We start from the raw sequence: 20,970 nt of genomic DNA, 5'->3' as shown, positions 1-20,970 counted from the left end.
TTATGAATGAATTAGATTACAGCCCCAGCTTACTATCTGCCATTAAATCTGCTAAATCGTTGGCCATTCAGGATGGACATAGCACTTATGGTGTTCCGCATTTAGCCTATGCACTGTTATATGAGCCAACGGGATTGACAGAGGTTTTAAAAACATTATCAAAAGACATAGATTACATAAGAGAATGGTTTGACGTAAGAAAGGAAGTATACACTTCGACTCAAAGCAATGATAATATTATTATTGCCGATGCAGAGATTGAAAATGTCTTTACCGAATCGAATTTCAATAAAATCAGATTGGGATCAGATTCTATTGATGCTTTTTGTGTTTTTATCGCCATTATTAAACCCGGATTGGTGTACAGTGATAAACAGATCGACGGTTTAAATTTAAGCGATAAAGAACTTTTAAAACATTTTGGGCTTCGCAATACTCAAAAAAGTTTTAGTCTCGTCGATAATGACGATAAAGAAGAAACTGTTGATATTAATTATTGTGATACGCTCTACAGAAAAAATATAATCGAAGAGGGAAGTGCCATTATTGGACGAAATAAGGAAGTTAGACTGATACTTGAAAACATTGAACGATACGAAAATCACGGAATTTTACTGATTGGAGAGTCGGGTATTGGAAAAACAAGTATCATCAAAAATCTGATTTCCAGTTTACACGAAACAGATCCTAATTTTTTTGAAGAAACGCTGGTACTTTCTTTAAACGTAGCTAAACTTGTTGCCAATTGCAATGGTGAAAACGAGGTTTCGAAGAAATTGATTGAAATTTTCGAAAAATTATCCAAGAACGGAAAGAGCATTCTTTTTATCGATGACATACAGGTGCTGTTAAATTCATCAAGCTCAAAATCAAATGCGGTAATCAATATCATCAATACGCAGTTAACACAGGGAACGATTAACATTATTGCTTCTATTGATTCAGATTCGTATCGAAAATCGATTGAAGGAACGACTATTGACGGAAAGTTTGAAAATATTTTTATCGAAGAACTGGACCACGCTTTATTAGTGGAATGTCTGGGGATTTATAAAAATAAATTAGAAAAACATTATAAAATAGGGATTGACGATGAAATTATAGAAGAAGCTATTCATCTGTCTAAAAGATTTTATAAAGAAAAGAAACTGCCTTACGGAGCCATTGATTTATTAGACCGAACAGCTTCGTCGGTAATTGTTTCAAATGCCAATTCATTAGTTGAAATTGTAAAAATAAAAGAGCAGATAAATGAAGCTGACCCATCCGACGAATCAAGGATGAGTTTGCTGAAAAAAGAAATATTCAACAGAATTAGTTGTGTGGTAACCAGTAAAATTAGTGCTGCCGAAAATTCAAAAAAACAAAAAGATGAAGTAATCACTTTTGAGGAGATCGAAAAATTAGCAGCTGATATTGAAGCCATAGCAAAAGAAAAAATCATCGTGGTTAAAAAGTCTGAAATTTTGGCGGTCGTTTCTAATGCAACCGGAATTCCATTAGGAAAAATAAGTGCAGGAGAAAAGGAGAAATTGTTAACGATTGAAGACAAATTACAGGAGAGAGTAAAAGGGCAGGCACATGCTATTAAAACACTTTCAGAAGCCATAATCGAATCCCGAAGTGGCTTGAGTAACCCGAAACAGCCTATTGGTTCATTCTTCTTTTTGGGACCAACCGGGACGGGAAAGACAGAATTAACTAAAACACTTGCAGAGTTATTGTTTGATGACGAAAATGCGATGATTCGTTTTGATATGTCCGAGTTTAAAGAAGAACATTCGGCGGCGTTATTGTATGGTGCACCTCCGGGATATGTGGGGTATGAAGAAGGAGGGATGCTGGTGAATAAAATCAGACAAAAACCTTATTCGGTGGTACTTTTTGATGAGATCGAGAAAGCGCACAGTTCGGTTTACGATGTGTTTTTGCAGATTATGGACGAAGGAAAAGTACATGATAAATTGGGGCGTGAAGGTGATTTTTCGAATGCGATTATCATTTTCACCTCAAATATTGGAAGCCAATGGATTCAGGAGCAGATAGAAAGCGGTCATTTACCCACTTCTAATCAGTTGATTGATATTATGAGTCAGCACTTCAGACCTGAGTTTTTAGGACGTTTGACTGAAGTAGTTCCATTTGCGCCGATCAATATAGAAATCGCCAAAGCTATTTTTAAATTGCATCTTAGCCGTCTGCAGGAACAGTTACGAACGATCAAAAATATTTCGTTTGATTTATCTGATTCGGCCTTAGAATATCTGACCAATAAAGGATTTTCTAAAAAATATGGGGCCAGACCTATTGCGGGAACCGTACGAACTTATCTAAAGAAAACCATTTCAAAACTAATTATATCCGAAGCTATTTTAGAGAATGAAAGTATTGTTTTGGATATAAAAGAGGATGAATTTATCTGGGAAAAGAAGTAAGATATGGAACAGGATATCGCAGTTTTAAAACAACAGCTTAACTTTAATTTGAGAGGAGAAATTCTTTTTTATGAATTGCAAAATATTCTTAAAAAGGAAACCGAAGTCTTTGTCAGACACAAAGGCCTTTCAAAAAGACACAATTCAAGGGACGCTATTGATCTCTCGTCGATGCTGTATCAGGAAGATTCGAGATTTACCAAAGAGGCGCTGGTGCTGCATTTGGCCAAAAACAGCATCTACCATAATTTACCCGAATTACTTTTTCATCCTTTATCGGTTAGTAATTCTACGATGTCAAATAAGGAAATTGTAGAAGCAGTAAGAGAAAATAAAAAAGCTGAAAATAATGCTTTAGATTTTTTTATGCCTTTTGACAATGAACTTTTTGCAGCAAATTCAAATTTTGCGATCAGAAGTCTTCACTTGTTTAATGATAAGATTGATTTGTTTCTGAAAATAGTAGATGAATTAGTCGCCATTGATTTTGACCTGTCTCATACACAAAAAAAGAATCTCTTTATTTATCTGTGTGAAGCCGATAGACTGAAAGAGAATCTTCCGGAACTGGAGAAAGTACTGGAAACTTTATTGGGTAATGTAGTCAAATTAAAATACAAGAAGCATGTTTTCACCGATTCTCCTTTTTTGGAATTAAGTGAAGGAACATTAGGATTCAATCTGGGACTTTGCGGAGCGGTAGAAAGTGAGATAGACGATGTAGAGGTTGCGCTATATTTTGAAGGAAATATAGATTATAAGATACTAGAACGTAAGATGAACCTAACGCGTAAAGTATTAGAGTATTTTATCATTAGTAACAGAAAAATTGATATCGTCTTTTTTAATAATTATCAGTTAGGCATCAAACTAAACGAGAACTATTTGGGCATAAATACCATTTTATAATTTTTAAACCATAATAATGAGATAACATTCAGATATGAATACAATACTACCCTTTTTCTTAAAATACCTATTAGCTCCGTTTTTGATTTTAATCATAACGCTGATTATGAGCCAGTTTTCAAATGTGAAAATCAAAACAAAAGCGGCCATAATATTTACTTTATGTTTTTCGATTATAGCAGCTTTGCCCTGTTTATTTGCTTTCTTTAACAATGAATTTATCTGGTTTGGCTTATTATTTTCGGTGATCTACTACATCATACTTGGAATCGCACTGGTGTATTTCATGAATACAGCTTTATTTCAAAAAGTAGGGATACAGAATAATGTTCTGGCCAAAGTGTTTATGTTTTTAATAATAGCGATTCTCTCTTCCTGGATTTATTATCTTGTTTTCAACTACATCGCCATATCGAGTTACGCTCACATTAGTATGCTTAATATTTTGTGGCTGTTTGTACCTATCTTTTTTCAGGAATCAAAGAACAAATACCTGCAAATTCCTGAGCCTTTCTACGAATACTGGAGAGTGGGAAAAGAACGCAAGGATTTCGAATATTGGGATAATATCGATAAGTTCCGCCTCATGCAGGTGTCCATACACATCAGAAAAAAAGCGAATTCTGAATTCTTTTCAAAATTTGATGTAAAAATTGCTCAGGACGTCAATCTGGGGAGTTGGTTTGATAAGTTTATAGAAGACCAGAATTACAGATTCCCTAATGATGCTATCGAATCCAGCGCAGAAAATGAAGATACAGGATGGACTTTTTATACGGCAAAATACTTCAGCTTTCCTTTGTTTATCAAGAATTTGAGTCCTTACAGAACCATTTCTGAAAGTAAATTGAAAAATAAACAGACGATTTTTGCTAAAAGAGTTGCTTTAAACAGACATGAAAACGGTCTGGATGAATAATTTAATACCATATCTTTTTCTTTAAAACCATTTGGGCTAAAAAGGGAAAAGAGATTAACAAATACCATAAAACAAACTTCAGGATTATGAAATCAAACATTCATTTACCAATCAACTGGACAGACGGTGTAAAACTTACGAAAGACCATTTTATCAATAATTATTTCAATTACGTAACAATTGTCAGCGATTATAACAAAGTTCAGCTAAACAATTTTAATTATGGCTGTATCCAGCCGGCGGGAAATAAATCGATAGACATTGAGATAAAAATTGAGGGAGGACAGCTGGTTGCCTACTTGAAAAAATGCGAAGTAATTGCTAAAAATGGTCATATAATTTCTTTTAATCAGGATATTTATGGCACCAAACTTCCGGAAGTAAGTATTAATGCAAACGACTTAGATCGAAATTCTTTTGAGCATTATTACGTGATTGTTTCCGTTAATCCTTATGATTTAATTCCTGTAGGTATTCCTGATCCGGAAATCATTCCATTGCACCATCCGCATGCCCTTCCGGAAATCAAATTACACATCATCAATAAAAAAGAGGTAAATGATAATTTTTTATCGGGTTACTTTTTAATTGTCAAAAAGATAATATTCCAAAACGGAACTTTTATCGAAGACAACAAGTACATCGCTCCTGTTGTTAAGACTAAAAACAATGAAATCCTGAATCAGTTTATAGCGAAAGTAAACACTGAATTGTATCAGTTAAATGATTTCTCGATTAAAATTCATAAAAAAAATGTGCAAAACTCTTCTAATAACAGACTGGTGTCGAACACGTTTAGTTTATGTACCAAAATAATCGGGTACTATTCAGAAAACTGTTTTTATCTTAAAAATGTCGCTCCTGAGGAATCTCCGGTGTATATGTTTGACAGAATAATTGTTTTGGCGAATCATCTTATTTCGACATTGACTTTAATGGATGACAAAGAAAAAGAGGTGCTGCTGCAGTACTATTATGAATGGATTGATGTAAAACCTTCGGAGTTATTGAGTGTATTGTTTGAAGCAAAAAGTGCCGTATACGACCACAACGATATCGCACAAACACTTGAAAAACTGAATCAGTTTCTAGGAATTTTGAAGCGCTTATGGCAAAAATTAAGTGAACTGGAGTATATCGGAATCAGAAAAGAGAACATTGTAATTAGTGAGGAAACGAAAGTGGCAGCACCAAAGAGCAATACATGGTCAATATTAGATTAAACATAGCGCTATGAAACCACTTAATTCTCCTAAAATAGCGACTCAAAAACGCAGATTTTTAATCCTCTTTTTTACAACGTTTACTTTTATTTTCGGCTGTCTTTTTATTACGCTGATAACGGCCAATAAAGGTGCTGCCGAGTTAGAGCAAAAACACAAATACTACAATGATATTGCAGTAAAACAGGGCGAAATGAACTTGCTTCTGGGTGAAATCCTGATCGAAATCAATGACTTAAGATTTAAGGACAGAACTTTAAATGAACGTAAAAACCTTCAGTCCCTGATCAACGAAAAAAGATTTGCAATCAATAATGAGATTCAAAAATCAAAAACAAATCTGACCAATTCTTTTGGTTTGTATGAGGAACTTTTGGTTGAATTGCAGCGTATACAAACTAAGATTGATGTTTTAAAAGAAGCAGCAACAAGCTACGAAATCAAAAGTAATCAGCTTAAAAATTGTATTGAAAAACATAAACTCGAAAATAAAAAAAATAGCACCAAATCATGAAGAAGGCAATAATTTTTGACGAAACCTATTGGAAGAAAGCCAAGTTCAATTTATTATTTATCATTAGCGCCTGTGTCATATTTATTGGTCTTACCAAGTTTTTACTTAAGACACCGGATTTTAATAATACGGATATGCTGAACAGAATTAATGATTATGAAAAAATGCAGAAGATTAAGGTAGACTATGCCAATAAATCGAAGTTAATTTTCAAAACCATTGATACGATAAAATACGACATTAATCAGGTACAGCGTATCGATGAAGTAAAAAGAAATATTTCAGAGTACAAACAGCTTTATAAAGACAACGAATTTCATTCGTCCTATAATTTTTGCTTAATCGGCGGGAACTTATTAAATGTTTTTTTAGAGATAAACCTGGAAGAAAGTACGGTAAAAAAGAACGATACTCTGGTACAGACAAGTCTTAACGAATGTAAAGCAGATTTTAAAAATGAACATTAAAAACAGAACAGTAGTTATCCTTTTGTCTTGCATTGCGGTAATTTTAGTGATAGTAGCACTGCTATTTCCTTATAATAAACGATTAAGTAATCTTGATTTTTCGATTGTTGACGACAATAGTAATCACCAGTATGAATTAAACGAGGAATTATCTTTTAAAATAAATGACAGTACTCTAATATCAGATAAAAAAGCCGTTTGGTATTTTGGAAACGGTGATTCGATTGTTAGTAAAGGAAGTGTAAACTACACTTATGACAAAGCCGGAAAATATTTAGTTACCTTAAAAATTGACGACAAGTTTGATTTTTCAAAGCAAATTAATATCGTAAACGGCAGAAGATTGACGGCAAGAGATTCTATCACCAAGATATTTTGTCCGGAGTTTGGTTATGTAGGTGAGGAAATTGTGTTTACCGGATATTCTCCGAGTTCTAATAATTGGTATTGGGAATTTGGCGAAACGGGAACCATAGATTCTTATGAAAAACAAGCCATTTATATTTTTACCCAGCCGGGAATTTATACGGTAAAGCTTGAAACAGACAAAACGAAGTATCCGATAACAAAAGAAATTGAAGTGCTTCAATTGTACGAACCTTTCAAAGAACCGGAGGCTGTAGATTCGTCAGGTATTGTATTAAACGATATTAAAAAAAGACTGCAGACCATTGCTAATTTAGGAGCAAGAGATACCAGAACGTACAGAGAACAGGTTAATTATCTGAAAAATAAATACATCTGTAACGATTTGTCTGATGTTGTGGTAGTAGTCAATGAAGAAAAATATAACGATTTTTTAAGTTACTGTCAGGGACTTCATTATCTGGAAGGCAATGAAACTATAATTGAGGATGTGAAATTAGATAATATTAAGTGCTTTAAGCAGATCAATATTACCCAAAAAACTAAAAATAAAACAAAGTAATAGATGAAAAGCAGCATTTTACTTCGATATACGTCTTTAATTTGTTTATTGATTGCAAATACTATTTTTTCACAGGTTAAGAACAGTACAAACGTTCTTAGAAAAACAGGAGAAACAGTTAATACTTACGATAACCAGGAGCAAAAAGAAAATAAAAAACCAGAACTAAAAATGGTTTTTTCAGATCGAAATGAGAATAAAATTTACGAGGAACCTTATAGCGCTAAAGTAAAAAACAAGGCCGCTATTTTGACTCCCATGTATGTTATTGATGAAGATAAGAATTACTACGAAGTGGTCGTTGCGGATAAAAAACTGATTGGAAAACCTAAAGGGACATTCTCTGCTTTAAGAAGTAAAGAGAACCATTTCTCTAAAGCTAAAGAAGTACAATATCTGGGGTGGATTAAAAAAGACAACGTACTGGAATATGGAAGAGCCATTCAGAATCAGGTTAACTTAAAATATGTAAAGTATTTTGTGGCCTGCAATACGCTGGATAATTTAGTAAACAGTAACAATAACGTCAAAAAAAGTACTCTTCTGTTAAAGGGAGATCCTAACTTAGAAACCGCAATAAAAAAGGGGATTAAACTAAATGACTTCGTTTACGTTTACAACATAAACAAAACGGGAAATTCAGCTTTTGTGTCCAATTCTGATGATTTGATGCCAAAAGACACCGCTAATTTTAAGTTTGGTTGGGTTCCTTTGCAATATCTGAATCCCATAACAGACAACGTGGTGGTGAAACTAAACCCTGCCGATACGTTGAAGTTTTCGTCGGGTAAGATCAACTTTCATGCAAATGAATTGTACAGGAACACCTTTTTCGTAAATGAAAATCAATCCAGTGATGCTGCCAGATTCGATAATACTACTAAAATTTTATTACCTGTAAATGTATGGAACCACGACAAAAATAAAATTACAAATTTAAAGGGAGATGATATTACCATAAAGACAATAGAACAGATTGATCTGCAAAGTAAGACCATTAACTTTTTTTACGTTTTTGAGAACAACGGCAGTACCAAACAATACCTGAAAAAGACACTTTCGGCATTGCAAAATCTAAAACTAACAACAAGCAGTGATTTGTACGCCAATTATAATTTTACGTATTCATTTATTGCAAAAGGCAAGTCCAAAAGTTATTATTTGCTCAGAGCATCCTCATTTTCGAAGTGGTTTGATTTAATTGAAAAAAGTATCAAAACACCGGAAGAAATTACAAAGGATAATATTTTACCCAATAACAACATAAATATTACGCAGTTTCTGAGTGCGGGACCCAATTACGAAAACAATTTTTTTATACTCGCAGGATTAGACGGATCTATAAATACCGTTTTACAGGACAATATGAGCGCATTGGCGAAGAATAATGCCAAGTTATTGTACATCCTTTTTAGAAATGAAAACAGTTCGGATAATCAGGATTTTATTTCGCAAAGTAAGGCCTATTTAAGTGATGCCAGTAATGCCAATAAAAAATACATTCAGAACTATTATGTAGATCCAAAACTGGTTCCTAAAAATGATGAATTTGTTTACAATGGCGAAGCCGATAATGAGTACATCTACAACGCTCCTTTAAAAAGTAACTTTAATGGCGGAATTGTATTTCCTAAGTTAAACGGGGAGCTTACTCCTGAAACGATAAACAAGGCCATTGATACCGTGATCAGTAAAACGATCAAGACAAACAATGCGTTGCTAAAATCACTGACTCAGTATAAAAATGAATTTAGTTTTTTAAGAAGTCAGCCGAGTATAACCGTAAAAAATATTATCGAAAATTCTCCTTTAAAAGACAGCGTTAGTACTGATGTGCCTAAAAAGTATAAAAACGAAACGTTTGCGATAAATGCAAAAGATTCGCTGGATAATGATTTAGAAAGTAAAGTACATATTTTACTGACCGAAAATGAAATTAAACAGCTTATTGAAAATTATCGGGAGTTAGTAAGTAAAGAATACACCAATGAGAATATTGATAAGGTAGAGATTCTGAATTTTAAAGACAGGTGCTATACATTTGCCTCAATTATCAGAAGGACAGAACCATTGAGAAACAGAAATTCTTTAGCAGATCTGTTTTATTTTAAGACTAGAGTATTTGTAAACAGTTCTGATCTGCATACTATAAGAATTAAAGATATCAGAAAGTTTAAGAGAAAACCGGCCGAATTCAGGGCTCTCTTTATAGGTTTAAATGCTAAAGTTGAAGCCTTAGAGAAAATGGTCAGAAATAGTGCTTTTGAGGTTTTTGATGAGGAGTCTCAGCTCAAACACTATTATATATCGAAAAATATGCTACTATAAAATAACGATTATGGAACTTATCAATACAATAGAAATGACGAAACCTTTGCATGAAATAATTTTAGAGTTATTTTATTTTGAAAGCAAAGGGAAGCCGTGCGAGTTTACAAAAAAAGAAATTTTGTGGAGACTTAAAAATCCCAGTATTACAGAATATCAGATAGAAGAAGTACTCAATTGGATGGTACATCATAAAAAACTAAATGAGAATTTAGGTTTGTACAGCCTCGATCGTTTTGAACTAATTGATTTAGAAGAAAAATTTAAAACCGAGAGATTGCACAAAGAAAAAAAACAAGAGCCCATTTTTTTTACCAATTACAGTACGATAAACAATATACACAATGCCGCAAAGCCTAAAGCGCTTGAAATATTTATTCAGTACATACTGCCTACGTTTTTGCTTTCTTATATTGTGTTTATTTTTTTCTTAGTAAACAAGTTAAATGACAGTTTTGCGGTAAACAATAATAAAATTGAAGACGTTAGCGAACTGACACTAAAAGAACCTAAAACAGGAGTGATTAGAAAAAAAAGAGCGCTGTCTGACAAAGAAGTGAAAAGACTGTTTTCTAATCAGCATCAGAATATTTTGTATTTGAACAAGACTATAGATTCATTGCAAAAGCAGGTGAACAAAATTAATGAAATTCACACCACAGCAACTTTAGACTTAAAAAACCAGGTCAATTCTTTACAGCCACAGGTCAATTCAATAGTCCTGCACATAACCGTTGTGCTGTTGGGATTTATTCTGTTATTTTTTATGAAAAATGTTACAGATTAAAAGTGAATTAGTAAAAAAACAGATAAAAGAGGTATTCTAAAAATTATGCAGAATATCTCTTTTTGTGTTTATGGGAGGTAGGTGAAGAAGTAAAATGAATGTTGAAAAAATATTTTTTGACTATTAGATTGTTTTTTGCAGTTGCTATTTGTTTTTTTAAAACAGATGAATTTTCTGTCAGCCCTTGTGAATGCTGGATTCTTACATTTGTGAATTAAAAACGGCTCATTTTTTTCTTAATTTTTATGAAAAAGATTACGAATTGACTTGTTTTTTAAAATTGTATTTGTATATTCGTACAAATATTGATTGCGAATCACCCTCATCTTCCTACAAGAAGCAATTAAAAAAAGTACGTTAGTACAAAAAGAGGTATTCTAAAATCATGTAGAATACCTCTTTTTTTTTGTTCATACTAGTCACACAAAAAGAAAGAGGATTCTGAAAAACTTTATTTAACAACTTAAATTTTTTATTATGGCATTTAAATCAATTTTAGAATTCGAAGGAAACGAGTACCAAGTATTATTTTCAAAAGTTGATATGTTGAGACATACTGACGGTAAAGGAGCTGTTTCTTCTGAAATTAAAGGAGGAAGATTAAACTTAAGAGTAAAATCTACAGACAACACTACAGTTATCGAACAAGCGGTAAACAGCCAGCACAAACCGGTAAGCGGAAAAGTAAAATTTTTCAAAGCTGACTCTGAGCAGGTAATGAAAGAACTTACTTTTGAAAACGCTTTCATTGTGTTCTTTAGTGAGCAGTTAGACGCTTTGGCTGAAACTCCAATGACTACTGAGATTACATTCTCTGCAGAGAAAATTACTTTAGGTAATGCTACACTAGACAACAACTGGGCTAAAATTTAATTTTTCTCATAAAACAAGAAGCAGTTACGTACTGCTTCTTGTTTTTTTATTTTCAGAATATGACATCTTTTAGCTTAAAATTGAATTCGGCGCAAAGAACTTTAAAATAAAGGGCTTTGACTATACTCTGTTTAAGTTAAAAATTTTAAAGAATTAAACTTAAAACTAGACAGATTTATGGTCATTCCTAAAATAATCTTTGGTATAGACGGCAAAGAAATTTCTCATTTTACTAAAATCGATTTAAAGCAAACCATTAATGCTCACCATGAGTTTTCAATAAGTATTCCACATTCTGTTATAGAACGACCTCGGGCCTATACGATGGAAAGCGCCCAGGAATGTCTTGGAAAAGTGCTGCACATCAGGTTAAGTGGTAACAATAACTTTCTGGGAATTATAACAAACGTTCGCTACCAACAGGAATTGGGACATGTAGGCAGTCAAATTGTTATTTCAGGGTATTCTAAAACTATTTTGTTAGACTACGGTCAAAAGTTGCATTCCTGGGAAAATCTCAATTTGAAAGATATGGTGCACGATCTCATACAAACTGCTGCAGGAGAACAGCTGCAATATGAAATCGAACCCGAATTTACTTCTAAAATAGAATATCAAACGCAATATCTGGAATCGGATTTTAAGTATATCCAGAGATTAGCCAAACAATATAACGAATGGTTATTTTATGACGGAGAAAAACTTTTTTTTGGAAAACCACAACAAGAAAGCTCTCCCATAAAATTAATTTACAATAAAGACCTGTTTAATTTAAGTATATCGGTAGAAGCAAAACCCCATCAGTACAGCGGTTATACTTATAATGAAAATATCGATCAGCTTTATCAGGCACAAACAGATGACAGCATCGTAGAGGGATTACCGAAATTAGGAAAAGACGCCTTCGAAGCTTCCAAAAAATTATATAGTACAGCTTCTTACGAGTTCGGACAATTTAGTACCGGAGATGATGTATATTTTGAGAGTATCCTGAAAAAAAAACAGGAAAGTATAGCTGCAGAAGGAAACTACATTTCGGCAACAAGCTCAAATCCAAAACTAAGAATCGGCTCTATTATTAATATCGAATCTCAGCAAATATTAGATAAATCAGAGGTTCTTCAAAAAGGATTGAGTACGAATAAGACACAATTTGAATCGAATGAAATTGGTACTTATATTATTACCGAAATCACACATAAAGCTACTGAAATTGGAGAGTACGAAAATAGTTTCAGAGCACTTCCGGCTAAAATAAAAAAACTTCCCGAGCCTCAGGTAGGCATGCCAATAGCACAGGAACAAAGAGCTGTGGTAGTGGCCAATGATGATCCTAGTGGTAATGGAAGAATTCGCGTAGAATTATTATGGCAAAAGAAACAGCAGTCCCGTACACCTTGGCTGTATGTATTAACTCCTAATGCCGGAACCAGCGATGTGGTAAATAGAAATCGCGGATGGGTTACGATACCGGAGGTAGGCGATCACGTAATGGTTAGTTTTCGTTACAATGATCCTAACAGACCGTATGTAATTGGCAGTATTTTTAACGGAAAAACAGGCGAAGGCGGTAAGCTGGACAATCATATTAAAAGTTTCTTTACCCGTTGTGGAAGCACCATCACTTTCGATGATAAGCAGAAAAGCATTCTGATAAAGGACCCGTCAGACAATAGTGTTTATTTGGATGGTGAAGGTAATATTACTGTAAATGCACCTAAAAATATGACCATCAATGTTGGTGATAATCTGGATATTACCGTTGGTAAAAATATGACTGTAGGGGTAGGCGGTAACAAGAAAACTACTATCGACGGTAACAACAGCTTAAAAGTTGGAAAAAGCAGTATAGTCGATATTACAGAACTCTACAAACTTATTACAAATATGTACGAGCAAAAAGTATCAGGTGATAAAACTGTAAAGATCAATGGTAATTTAAATAAAACTACAGCAACAACAACTCACAAAGCCATAGGAGGAGATATTTTGATAAAAAGTTCGGGAATCTCAAAAGTACTGGGTGCCATTGATGCCAAAGTAAATAAAGGATAGCGCAGGCACACCGGTAGTGATTTATCCTAATTGAAACAAAATGGTACAGGCAAAGAAACGTAATCGTAATATCAAATCAGAATGAAGCAGCTATTATTTTTTATTTTTCTATTGGCAGGTGTATCCTCTTTTGGACAGGCGGAAGAGGTACAAAAAGCAGAAATAGAAGGCGGTACATTATCTAAAAAGTATATTGACGGAAAACTGGAAAGTTTTATTGTAGAAATGTACGCGGTAAATTATGGAAACATCTTCAGTTTTACTAAAGAAAAAGATACCATTACAGTGAGTAATGGAGAAAAATCAGCTGCTGTTATTAAGATATATTTTAAAGATCAGATGCAAATAAGTGAACTATTTTGTAAGAAGAAAATAGTAGGCTATTTTGAAACTATAAATTTGAATATCGATCATTTACCCAAAAGCAACAGCATTTATAGTTTTCTTGTAAATAATAAAATAAAGAGCTCGATATGCAGTTTTGATCTCAACGATCTCGATGAAAATTTTGACCAGAATCTGATAAAACTTTTTAATAGTTTAAATCATGCTGCAAATGCTGAAAATTTGGATTCCGCCTTTAATTCAATAGCCCATTTTTTTTCCAAAGAAGATGCTCTTTACAGAATCTATTTAAGAAGTTATGCTGAAAAATTTGCCCCTCCAATAATTACCTATTTGAAAACCAATGAATCCGGAAAGATTGAATCCGGAATTGTCTGGACAGGAAAAGAGACCGGAAATGGAAAGTATGAAATTTACAGTAAAGAGAAAGTAATACAATCAGGAGTTCAAAACCTATCCAATTTTAAAAAAACTTTTAGGGAGTATTTTAATAAAAATGGAATTGAAAACTAGATAAAACATTCTTACCATAACGATAATAGAATAAAGAGTTGACAACTATGTATAGCATACGGAAACAGGTTTAGTTAAAGAAAAAATATGAGATGTATCTTACTTTTGATATATTTACAAGTAGTTCGTTAAGACAGTACCAGTATGCATAAAACTTAAAAAGCATGAAGAAAATAGCCCTTTATTTACTATTATTTCTTATAACAAATACGTTAACAAGCTCTTGCCAGGAGAAAAAGCAAACCGATAAAAAGGTTAATAACTCTGCAATAAAAGCCCCCCTTAGTAATATGGAAACAAATTTTAAATGGCAGGAAGGTTTAAGTTGTCCTTCAGGATACCCAATACAAGTCTATAGAGGCTGGCTTGAAGGTCCGTTAGTATCAAATGGTGTAAACGAAGAGCCCAACAGTACAACCAGTATATACGGTTTTGGTACAACCACAGGTATAGGAGATTGGGGAGAAAATTCCTCAGGGATGAGTCAGGGCGAAAAACCAATTCCGCAAAGACTTAACTGTACGTGGTATTCGTATGTTGAAGATGTGATGTATCATATCGATACAGAATTGGACTATCCTAAAATGGTAAAACTCTTCAACGAAGGTTTTCAGAGCAACGTTCAAAAAAAGGGAAAAGTAATGACAACTTATAAGCACATTACGGTAGGTTTTGCTCCGGGAGGTGTTGTAGTAGTCTGGTTGAAAGGCGGACAGAAAGATGTAGAAATCGGACGCTATCAAGGAAAAAAGACAGAGATAAGTGCTAAGGAAATTGCTTCTTTAGACAGTCATGAACGCTTGTTGTTTGATCCTGCTGACAGAGAGCGAACTTTAAAAAATCCGAAAATTATAGCGCCTGAGGTTCAGGAAGCAAATAAAAACAAACCCATACCTTACGGACTTTGGGACAGCTACCGCATAAAATACAACTGGCGCCCTACTGCTGTATTCGTGAGGGAAGGAAAGGTACAGGATGAATTGTCATTTGCCTTATTTAATGGAGAACGCGAAACGCTATTAGAAAAAGAATTTGCCAAAAATGAGTATCAGGAAAGAGCAATCCCAAGAAGTTTAGGAATTCGCTGGTGGGATAAAAACGGACAGGGCTATAGTGGTTCATTTATTTTCGATGAGAAAGAAATTTTTGATGCCTTCAAAGAGTTGCGTAAAAAGAATCCTGAAGCAAATATTGATTTAGAAGTTAAAATAAATCCGGGTAGTGATTATTTGGGAGCCACACTAAAAAGCGGTACAGCTGTTATACCATTGAAAAAAAGTAAAACAAACGTTTTTGAATCAAGCATAGTGACAAGAGAATACAAATACAATTGGCATCCTGTTTTTTCGTTTCCTGAAGGAGAAAAGATGCCGGATAAAATTTATTTTTTGAGTCACACTTTGGGGCAGTCTCTTGCTGAAAAAAAAGAGATGAATCTACCGCTTCAGGAAAATGCAGCACCTTCCAAAATAAGTTTTGATTACAGTAAAGGGGATGGAGAAACCAGTTATTTAGAGTTGATATTTAAAGATGAGGAAGTTCGCGAAACTTTTAGAGATATTGAAAAACTAAAGCCCGGAGCACCCATAGAAATGCAGGTGAAAATTGGTAAATCCTATAATTCCTGTACTATTACACTTAAAGGAAACGGAAAAGAATTACCAGTGAAATTCACTACTTATCAGAATTAGTCTTGTACAAAAAACACCAGTTTTCGAATCGTATTTATTAAAAGAATATACAAAAACAGAATCATTGTTATGGGAAAAACATTTGTATACAATACAGGAGCAGCGGCCGATGATATAAAAAAAGAAGACCTACGAGTGACTTTTGGAATTTTTATAGACGGCACACTCAATAATAAGACGAATACCGATATGCGTAACAAACATAGCCGGGGTAAAGATGCAGAGGGAAATATTGATTATTCAAAAGATAATGCGACGCTGGAAAGTGAAGACGAAAAAAAATATAAAAAAATAAAGAATAAAGGACGGATAGAAGAACTTCTTTCTAAGAAAAATAAAACTCCAGCTGAGGAAGCGGAGTTTAAAGCTATTGATGAAAGAGACAAATATCTCGTTGCCTCCTATAGAGTCCCTTTAAACGAGTTTGGTCTGGATCGTATGGGAACAGACAACAGTTATAGTAACGATTACACCAATGTGGCACGTATGTGGCAATGTTGTGAACAAAAAAAATACGCCATTTATGTACCGGGTATGGGAACAGATCACCTAATGCGCGACAGTACAGACGGTTTTGCTTTTGGTTCGGGACAAACAGGTATACGTGCCAGAGTGCGTAACGCTTGTGAGCAAATTGCAGATAAAGTAGCAGAGAAGATGGCTGAGAGTGATGATGCGACAAAACTTGCCCAAATCACACTCGATGTATTTGGATTCAGCCGAGGTGCTGCTACGTCCAGAAATCTGGTCTACGAGGTAAACCATGATAGTGGTTACGCAAATGCAGTGAAAAAACAAATCCCTTGTGGAGTAGAATATATTGAAAGACCCTATTCGGAATCCGGTAGTGTACGCATACAAAAAATGCGAAATGCCTTTGTAGATGTCGATAATTACGAGATAGACAACAGTTATTTAATAAGAGATCAGCTCCCTAAGATGGGGCATTTAGGATACAGTTTGCTAAAAAAAACCAGCCTTGATTTTGATGATTTGAAAAATGTAGAGATTGTTGTCCGGTTTGTGGGGATTTATGATACCGTTTCGTCTTATTTTGAGGAAAATGGTGTTCGGGATCATTATGACGATTATGGAAATGTGAAAGACGAAGGAGGCAAACTCATAAAAGAAGCCTGGTCAACACATTTTAATGATGATATTGCCGAGCTGCATCTGAATAATTTATACTGTCAAAAAGTAGTACACTTTACAGCAAAAGACGAACATCGTCAAAATTTTGCTCTTACCCGAATCAATCAAATTCCCGGCAGATACATCGAAAAAAATTTTCCGGGAGTACATTGTGATATAGGCGGAGCTTACATGACCGAGAAAGAAGTTGTCGATGAAATCGGAACTCAGATGAAAGACAGACATTATGTTTCTGTTTTTCCAAATGGTTTTTTTGATGATAAAATGGGGTTAGAAGCGCTGAGAAGAGACCTGATCAGACAGTATTGGTATAAAGAAGATCAAATTGAAACGAAAATTCAATGGAGTTTTCCGCCTTATAGTAAACTTACAGGCACCCGTGGAAAAAAAATAGAAGGCACCGAAGATCAGTATGAAGGAGTCAAAAAAGAGTACAGTTATATTCCGCTGCACTTTATGGAAACGTATGCCAGAAGTACTGAAATGAAGGAGTATTTTGTAGAAGAAACAGCTGTGAAATTTCCATTAGATGATTTTCTAACAGATGTAGAAAGCTATTTAACACCTTATGCACTTGATGAAACCAACGAGGTGAAAGAATGGGATTTCATCAGTGACGAAGTAATCGAACAAAAAAGACTGGAAAGGATAGAAAAGGAGAGACGAGATGCTGAAATGTTGGATATAGAGCAAAAACTCAAAACTCATAATTATGAATTCGAAGAGCTCAAGATAGCAGTCGACAATTTACGGGTAGAGCAATATAAACCTAAATTAGACTTTGAGAAGCTTAAAATGCCGCAAAAAGAACCTGAGATGAAAACATATACTATAGAGGGAGTTACTGTTGTGGGTTACAGTGGACAAACCATGCTAAGAAAGTTAAGGAATGAATACCTGCATTGGTCCTCAACGAGAGATTGGTTCGGGATGCAGCCCAATGAAGGCAGAAAAAGAAAAATACATTAAAGTATGACCTATTTAGATTACGATGTTGTATTCCCTGAGCTTGATAAAATAAATGAGTTTGCATTTGAAACGGTAACAACAGATTTCTCGAATCCAAAAAAGATAAAAAAAATAAATTACACCCGAAAGATTGCTATCACGAGATACAAAGACAACGGAAATGATAAGTTGTTTCAGTTATTTCTTTCCGAGATCGAAATCACAAGTAATTTATCTACAGAGAATATTATTTTTCTCAAAAGAATAGGAGCTGCTTTTGACGAAGTTGAAGTAGAAGTAAATAACTATGGCAAAATAATTAAAATAGTAAACTTTGAGGAACTGGGAAAACGATGGGAAATTGTTCGTGCCAAATTGGCCATAGATAATGTTGGTTTTGTTGTAGAATCATACCTGCAGGATATTAGCAGTTCGGTAGAAGACGAGCAAAAAATGATAACCTTCTTCTCCGATTATAAAATGTTTGGTTTGTATTTTTTTAGTTTATATCGAAACCCGTCCCCTGTTGAACGGCAAAAAAAAATAATGGATTGTGGGAGCGCTGTAATGTTCGAACACGTTCGTCCAAAAGATGAAAAATTGGATACCTACTTTGTATCAGGAAAACCTTTTGAAGAGAGTACAGAGACAGATAGCATAAAATATGATGGTACTTTAGAGTACAGAGAACATCAGATAGAATTGGCAACATTAGAAATAGAAAAAGAAGGATTGAGCATTTTGTATAACATTAATAAAACATCACTCTAATGGCAAAACCAGATAATACTCAAAAACGAAAAGAACGCGAGGAAAAAGAGGAAGCCGAGGATGGCTTAAAATTTGTTATCGACGGAGCCAAACTAAAATGTGACTTATGTACCGTTCCGGAGGGCGACTTAAAAGTAAATTTTGATACTCCTACCATACAAGACAAAAAAGTAGCAACGATTGTCGAGAAAGACAAAAAGAGTGTAATCTTTAAAGGCAACTGCAAAAAAAGCCCGCAGAGTTCAAGTCCATGCGCTTCAGTAATGCAGCTTGCCGACTGGAAAGATGTGGGTACGGTGTATTTTCAGGAAAAATTTCCATTACTTCTTAAAAGTACAATTAAATGCAATTATGGAGGAATCGATATTAAAATCACAGACTCTGCGCAACGCAATGCACCGGAAAAGATTGATACTACAGCTGCGCCTGTGCCAGATTTAGAAAAAAGAATTGTAGAACTTTACTGGACGTATAATGACACCAAATTAGCTAAAAAGTCGAGATTTTATGTAGACATGAATTTGGTTGTAAAGACCTTGAATTATAAAGAAGGGGAGAGTGTCACAGTATCTATAAAAAGTGAAGATGGGAAACCGTTGACGGATAATTTAACTGAATTAAATCTTACAGGAACTGTTGGTAAAAGTGATACTGTAATTTTTGAAAAGGTCCTAAAAGACTACACTCTAAATTTATTAGAAACAGATAATTAAGGAGGAACAAAAAACGAAAATAAAGCAAGTAAGAAAAATTATGGATTTTGAAAAGATAATTCCAATAGAATTAATGCAACGTAATATTGTAGCTAGTGTTGGGGGTGTTCAGGCAAGGGTAGTAGCAGCCACAAGACCAAAATGGGATGATATGATAAAGAATTATCCAAACACATCGGTAGATACAGTTAAACTTTATAATGATATAGGTAATGGTTTAATAGATTTATACAAAAAAGCACCCGAAGATTGGGAAAACACTTGTTCTTTTAGGATGAGTAGAGGGTTAAATTTAAGTGGTTTCAAACTTCCAAAAGATAATTCAAAATATAGAGAAAAAGGTTCTAGCGGTGGGGTACATGTAGGAACAAGTACGGGAGTGACAAAAAACTATTATTGGTATAGAGTAAAAGAATTGGGAAAATATTTAGAAGACCATTTAGGGGCTCCTGAGTTTGATGTAACACTTAAGAGAGCTAATTTAGGCGAAATAAAAGTTGGTTTGTCAACGACAGATTGGAGTAAGCTCAGTAAACTGAAAGGAATTGTTATGTTTAAAGTTTCAGGATGGGGAAATGCTTCAGGGCATTTTACTTTGTGGGATGGTAAAAACTTAATATATCCCGGAGATCCACGTCATGATGATCCTTCTAGTGAGCTTTATTATTTTAATATGAAATATGAAGCCTATCATCCTATCAAGAAGAAAAATATTGTTATACAAACAGATGAAATAAAGTTATGGGAATTAAAATAAAAAAGAATAACTATTTATTGTTATTTGTGCTTTTAATTTTTACAAAAGCAATAGGGCAGAATAAAGTAGCAGAAATAAAAAAATATGCTTTTAATAAATGTTTAAGCTACAATTATCAAAAAATTGATTCAACCTTTTATAACACTTATAAAGATGCTTCGGGAGTTCAAATTTCAATAAACGGTAATTTTTTAGAAGATGATGAGCTTAAAAATAAAGTAATAGATTATGCTATTGCAATAACTGGTTTATATTATTCTCAGAAAAATAATTTGCACTTTGAGACAGGAGACAGAAATATTGTTCTTTGTAATTGTTTTGCTTTTTATGAATCCAAAGGTTTGGATTTATTTGTGAAGAAAATAGTTAATGTTAAAGATAAAATCCGGAAAAAGTAAAATTTATAAAGAAATTGTACAAGAAATAAGAAAGTTACTGTTGAGATTTTTTTTAGACGACTATTTTGGCTTTGATAAGAAAAGATGAATTTTCTACTAAGCTAATTGATTACTCCATTTTCATAATTTCGATCTATTTAAGAATGTTGTGGCTTTCAAAAAGAAAAAATAAAAGTCGAAAAAATGATTTCTAGTAAAAATTGAACAAGTACCATATTATTTTAAAAACAAGTACAATACTAGT

18 protein-coding genes are annotated in these 20,970 nt (G+C 33.8%); all 18 read left to right on the top strand.

Annotated elements, in window-relative coordinates; translation table 11 throughout:
• Positions 1 to 2 precede the first annotated feature (2 nt).
• On the top strand, positions 3 to 2,435 hold the full coding sequence (locus tag B0A80_RS18965) for an AAA family ATPase (protein WP_070905595.1): 2,433 nt from the start codon (positions 3 to 5) through the stop codon (positions 2,433 to 2,435).
• A 3-nt stretch (positions 2,436 to 2,438) separates the two neighbouring features.
• Positions 2,439 to 3,344, top strand: a complete 906-nt coding sequence (locus B0A80_RS18960; RefSeq protein WP_070905594.1) for a hypothetical protein — start codon at positions 2,439 to 2,441, stop codon at positions 3,342 to 3,344.
• A gap of 34 nt (positions 3,345 to 3,378) precedes the next feature.
• The gene (locus tag B0A80_RS18955) at positions 3,379 to 4,263 is read left to right on the top strand and encodes a TssN family type VI secretion system protein (RefSeq protein WP_165607894.1); all 885 of its coding nucleotides are present in this window, start codon (positions 3,379 to 3,381) and stop codon (positions 4,261 to 4,263) included.
• Positions 4,264 to 4,349: 86 nt separating this feature from the next.
• The gene (locus B0A80_RS18950; RefSeq protein WP_070905592.1) at positions 4,350 to 5,486 is read left to right on the top strand and encodes a hypothetical protein; all 1,137 of its coding nucleotides are present in this window, start codon (positions 4,350 to 4,352) and stop codon (positions 5,484 to 5,486) included.
• 10 nt (positions 5,487 to 5,496) lie between these two features.
• Positions 5,497 to 6,000, top strand: coding sequence for a hypothetical protein (locus B0A80_RS18945; RefSeq protein ID WP_070905591.1), 504 nt, complete (start codon positions 5,497 to 5,499; stop codon positions 5,998 to 6,000).
• A complete protein-coding gene (gene tssO, locus B0A80_RS18940; protein ID WP_017496365.1) occupies positions 5,997 to 6,467 on the top strand; it encodes a type VI secretion system TssO in 471 nt (156 codons plus the stop codon). The genes B0A80_RS18945 and tssO overlap by 4 nt, the downstream gene beginning before the upstream one ends.
• Positions 6,457 to 7,395: a PKD domain-containing protein gene (locus B0A80_RS18935; protein WP_070905590.1), complete on the top strand. Its 939-nt coding sequence runs from the start codon at positions 6,457 to 6,459 to the stop codon at positions 7,393 to 7,395. Before tssO ends, B0A80_RS18935 begins: the two co-directional genes overlap by 11 nt.
• 3 nt (positions 7,396 to 7,398) lie before the next feature.
• Positions 7,399 to 9,723: a type VI secretion system protein TssR domain-containing protein gene (gene tssR, locus B0A80_RS18930; RefSeq protein ID WP_124020594.1), complete on the top strand. Its 2,325-nt coding sequence runs from the start codon at positions 7,399 to 7,401 to the stop codon at positions 9,721 to 9,723.
• Positions 9,724 to 9,733: 10 nt separating this feature from the next.
• Positions 9,734 to 10,510 (top strand): DUF5457 domain-containing protein, encoded by a 777-nt coding sequence (locus B0A80_RS18925; protein WP_017496363.1) that lies wholly within the window; start codon positions 9,734 to 9,736, stop codon positions 10,508 to 10,510.
• Positions 10,511 to 10,987: 477 nt separating this feature from the next.
• Positions 10,988 to 11,383 (top strand): type VI secretion system tube protein TssD, encoded by a 396-nt coding sequence (gene tssD / locus B0A80_RS18920; protein WP_017496361.1) that lies wholly within the window; start codon positions 10,988 to 10,990, stop codon positions 11,381 to 11,383.
• 177 nt (positions 11,384 to 11,560) lie between these two features.
• The gene (locus B0A80_RS18915) at positions 11,561 to 13,438 is read left to right on the top strand and encodes a type VI secretion system Vgr family protein (RefSeq protein ID WP_089078317.1); all 1,878 of its coding nucleotides are present in this window, start codon (positions 11,561 to 11,563) and stop codon (positions 13,436 to 13,438) included.
• Positions 13,439 to 13,519: 81 nt separating this feature from the next.
• Positions 13,520 to 14,296: a hypothetical protein gene (locus tag B0A80_RS18910; RefSeq protein WP_124020593.1), complete on the top strand. Its 777-nt coding sequence runs from the start codon at positions 13,520 to 13,522 to the stop codon at positions 14,294 to 14,296.
• A 164-nt stretch (positions 14,297 to 14,460) separates the two neighbouring features.
• Entirely contained in the window at positions 14,461 to 15,987 is a 1,527-nt protein-coding gene (locus B0A80_RS18905) for a DUF2931 family protein (protein ID WP_089078315.1), read from the top strand.
• A 69-nt stretch (positions 15,988 to 16,056) separates the two neighbouring features.
• The gene (locus B0A80_RS18900; protein WP_089078314.1) at positions 16,057 to 18,108 is read left to right on the top strand and encodes a phospholipase effector Tle1 domain-containing protein; all 2,052 of its coding nucleotides are present in this window, start codon (positions 16,057 to 16,059) and stop codon (positions 18,106 to 18,108) included.
• 3 nt (positions 18,109 to 18,111) lie between these two features.
• A complete protein-coding gene (locus B0A80_RS18895) occupies positions 18,112 to 18,858 on the top strand; it encodes a hypothetical protein (protein WP_089078313.1) in 747 nt (248 codons plus the stop codon).
• Positions 18,858 to 19,571, top strand: a complete 714-nt coding sequence (locus B0A80_RS18890) for a DUF4280 domain-containing protein (protein ID WP_089078312.1) — start codon at positions 18,858 to 18,860, stop codon at positions 19,569 to 19,571. Before B0A80_RS18895 ends, B0A80_RS18890 begins: the two co-directional genes overlap by 1 nt.
• A 40-nt stretch (positions 19,572 to 19,611) precedes the next feature.
• Complete coding sequence (locus tag B0A80_RS18885) at positions 19,612 to 20,328, top strand: T6SS effector amidase Tae4 family protein (protein WP_198288044.1); 717 nt, start codon at positions 19,612 to 19,614, stop codon at positions 20,326 to 20,328.
• The gene (locus B0A80_RS18880) at positions 20,313 to 20,726 is read left to right on the top strand and encodes a hypothetical protein (RefSeq protein ID WP_089078311.1); all 414 of its coding nucleotides are present in this window, start codon (positions 20,313 to 20,315) and stop codon (positions 20,724 to 20,726) included. Before B0A80_RS18885 ends, B0A80_RS18880 begins: the two co-directional genes overlap by 16 nt.
• The last annotated feature ends 244 nt before the right edge of the window (positions 20,727 to 20,970 follow it).

It is taken from the genome of Flavobacterium tructae (assembly GCF_002217475.1).
GTDB lineage: Bacteria > Bacteroidota > Bacteroidia > Flavobacteriales > Flavobacteriaceae > Flavobacterium > Flavobacterium tructae.
Note: the sequence above shows the minus strand (reverse complement) of the source record. Positions and strands in the feature narration are given on the sequence as shown.

Coding starts and splice junctions, on each gene's coding strand:
- tssD (WP_017496361.1), top strand. CDS start 10,988: ATGGCATTTAAATCAATTTTAGAATTCGAAGGAAACGAGTACCAAGTA.
- B0A80_RS18900 (WP_089078314.1), top strand. CDS start 16,057: ATGGGAAAAACATTTGTATACAATACAGGAGCAGCGGCCGATGATATA.
- B0A80_RS18925 (WP_017496363.1), top strand. CDS start 9,734: ATGGAACTTATCAATACAATAGAAATGACGAAACCTTTGCATGAAATA.
- B0A80_RS18965 (WP_070905595.1), top strand. CDS start 3: ATGAATGAATTAGATTACAGCCCCAGCTTACTATCTGCCATTAAATCT.
- tssO (WP_017496365.1), top strand. CDS start 5,997: ATGAAGAAGGCAATAATTTTTGACGAAACCTATTGGAAGAAAGCCAAG.
- B0A80_RS18950 (WP_070905592.1), top strand. CDS start 4,350: ATGAAATCAAACATTCATTTACCAATCAACTGGACAGACGGTGTAAAA.
- B0A80_RS18955 (WP_165607894.1), top strand. CDS start 3,379: ATGAATACAATACTACCCTTTTTCTTAAAATACCTATTAGCTCCGTTT.
- B0A80_RS18905 (WP_089078315.1), top strand. CDS start 14,461: ATGAAGAAAATAGCCCTTTATTTACTATTATTTCTTATAACAAATACG.
- B0A80_RS18890 (WP_089078312.1), top strand. CDS start 18,858: ATGGCAAAACCAGATAATACTCAAAAACGAAAAGAACGCGAGGAAAAA.
- B0A80_RS18915 (WP_089078317.1), top strand. CDS start 11,561: ATGGTCATTCCTAAAATAATCTTTGGTATAGACGGCAAAGAAATTTCT.
- B0A80_RS18910 (WP_124020593.1), top strand. CDS start 13,520: ATGAAGCAGCTATTATTTTTTATTTTTCTATTGGCAGGTGTATCCTCT.
- B0A80_RS18895 (WP_089078313.1), top strand. CDS start 18,112: ATGACCTATTTAGATTACGATGTTGTATTCCCTGAGCTTGATAAAATA.
- B0A80_RS18945 (WP_070905591.1), top strand. CDS start 5,497: ATGAAACCACTTAATTCTCCTAAAATAGCGACTCAAAAACGCAGATTT.
- tssR (WP_124020594.1), top strand. CDS start 7,399: ATGAAAAGCAGCATTTTACTTCGATATACGTCTTTAATTTGTTTATTG.
- B0A80_RS18960 (WP_070905594.1), top strand. CDS start 2,439: ATGGAACAGGATATCGCAGTTTTAAAACAACAGCTTAACTTTAATTTG.
- B0A80_RS18880 (WP_089078311.1), top strand. CDS start 20,313: ATGGGAATTAAAATAAAAAAGAATAACTATTTATTGTTATTTGTGCTT.
- B0A80_RS18935 (WP_070905590.1), top strand. CDS start 6,457: ATGAACATTAAAAACAGAACAGTAGTTATCCTTTTGTCTTGCATTGCG.
- B0A80_RS18885 (WP_198288044.1), top strand. CDS start 19,612: ATGGATTTTGAAAAGATAATTCCAATAGAATTAATGCAACGTAATATT.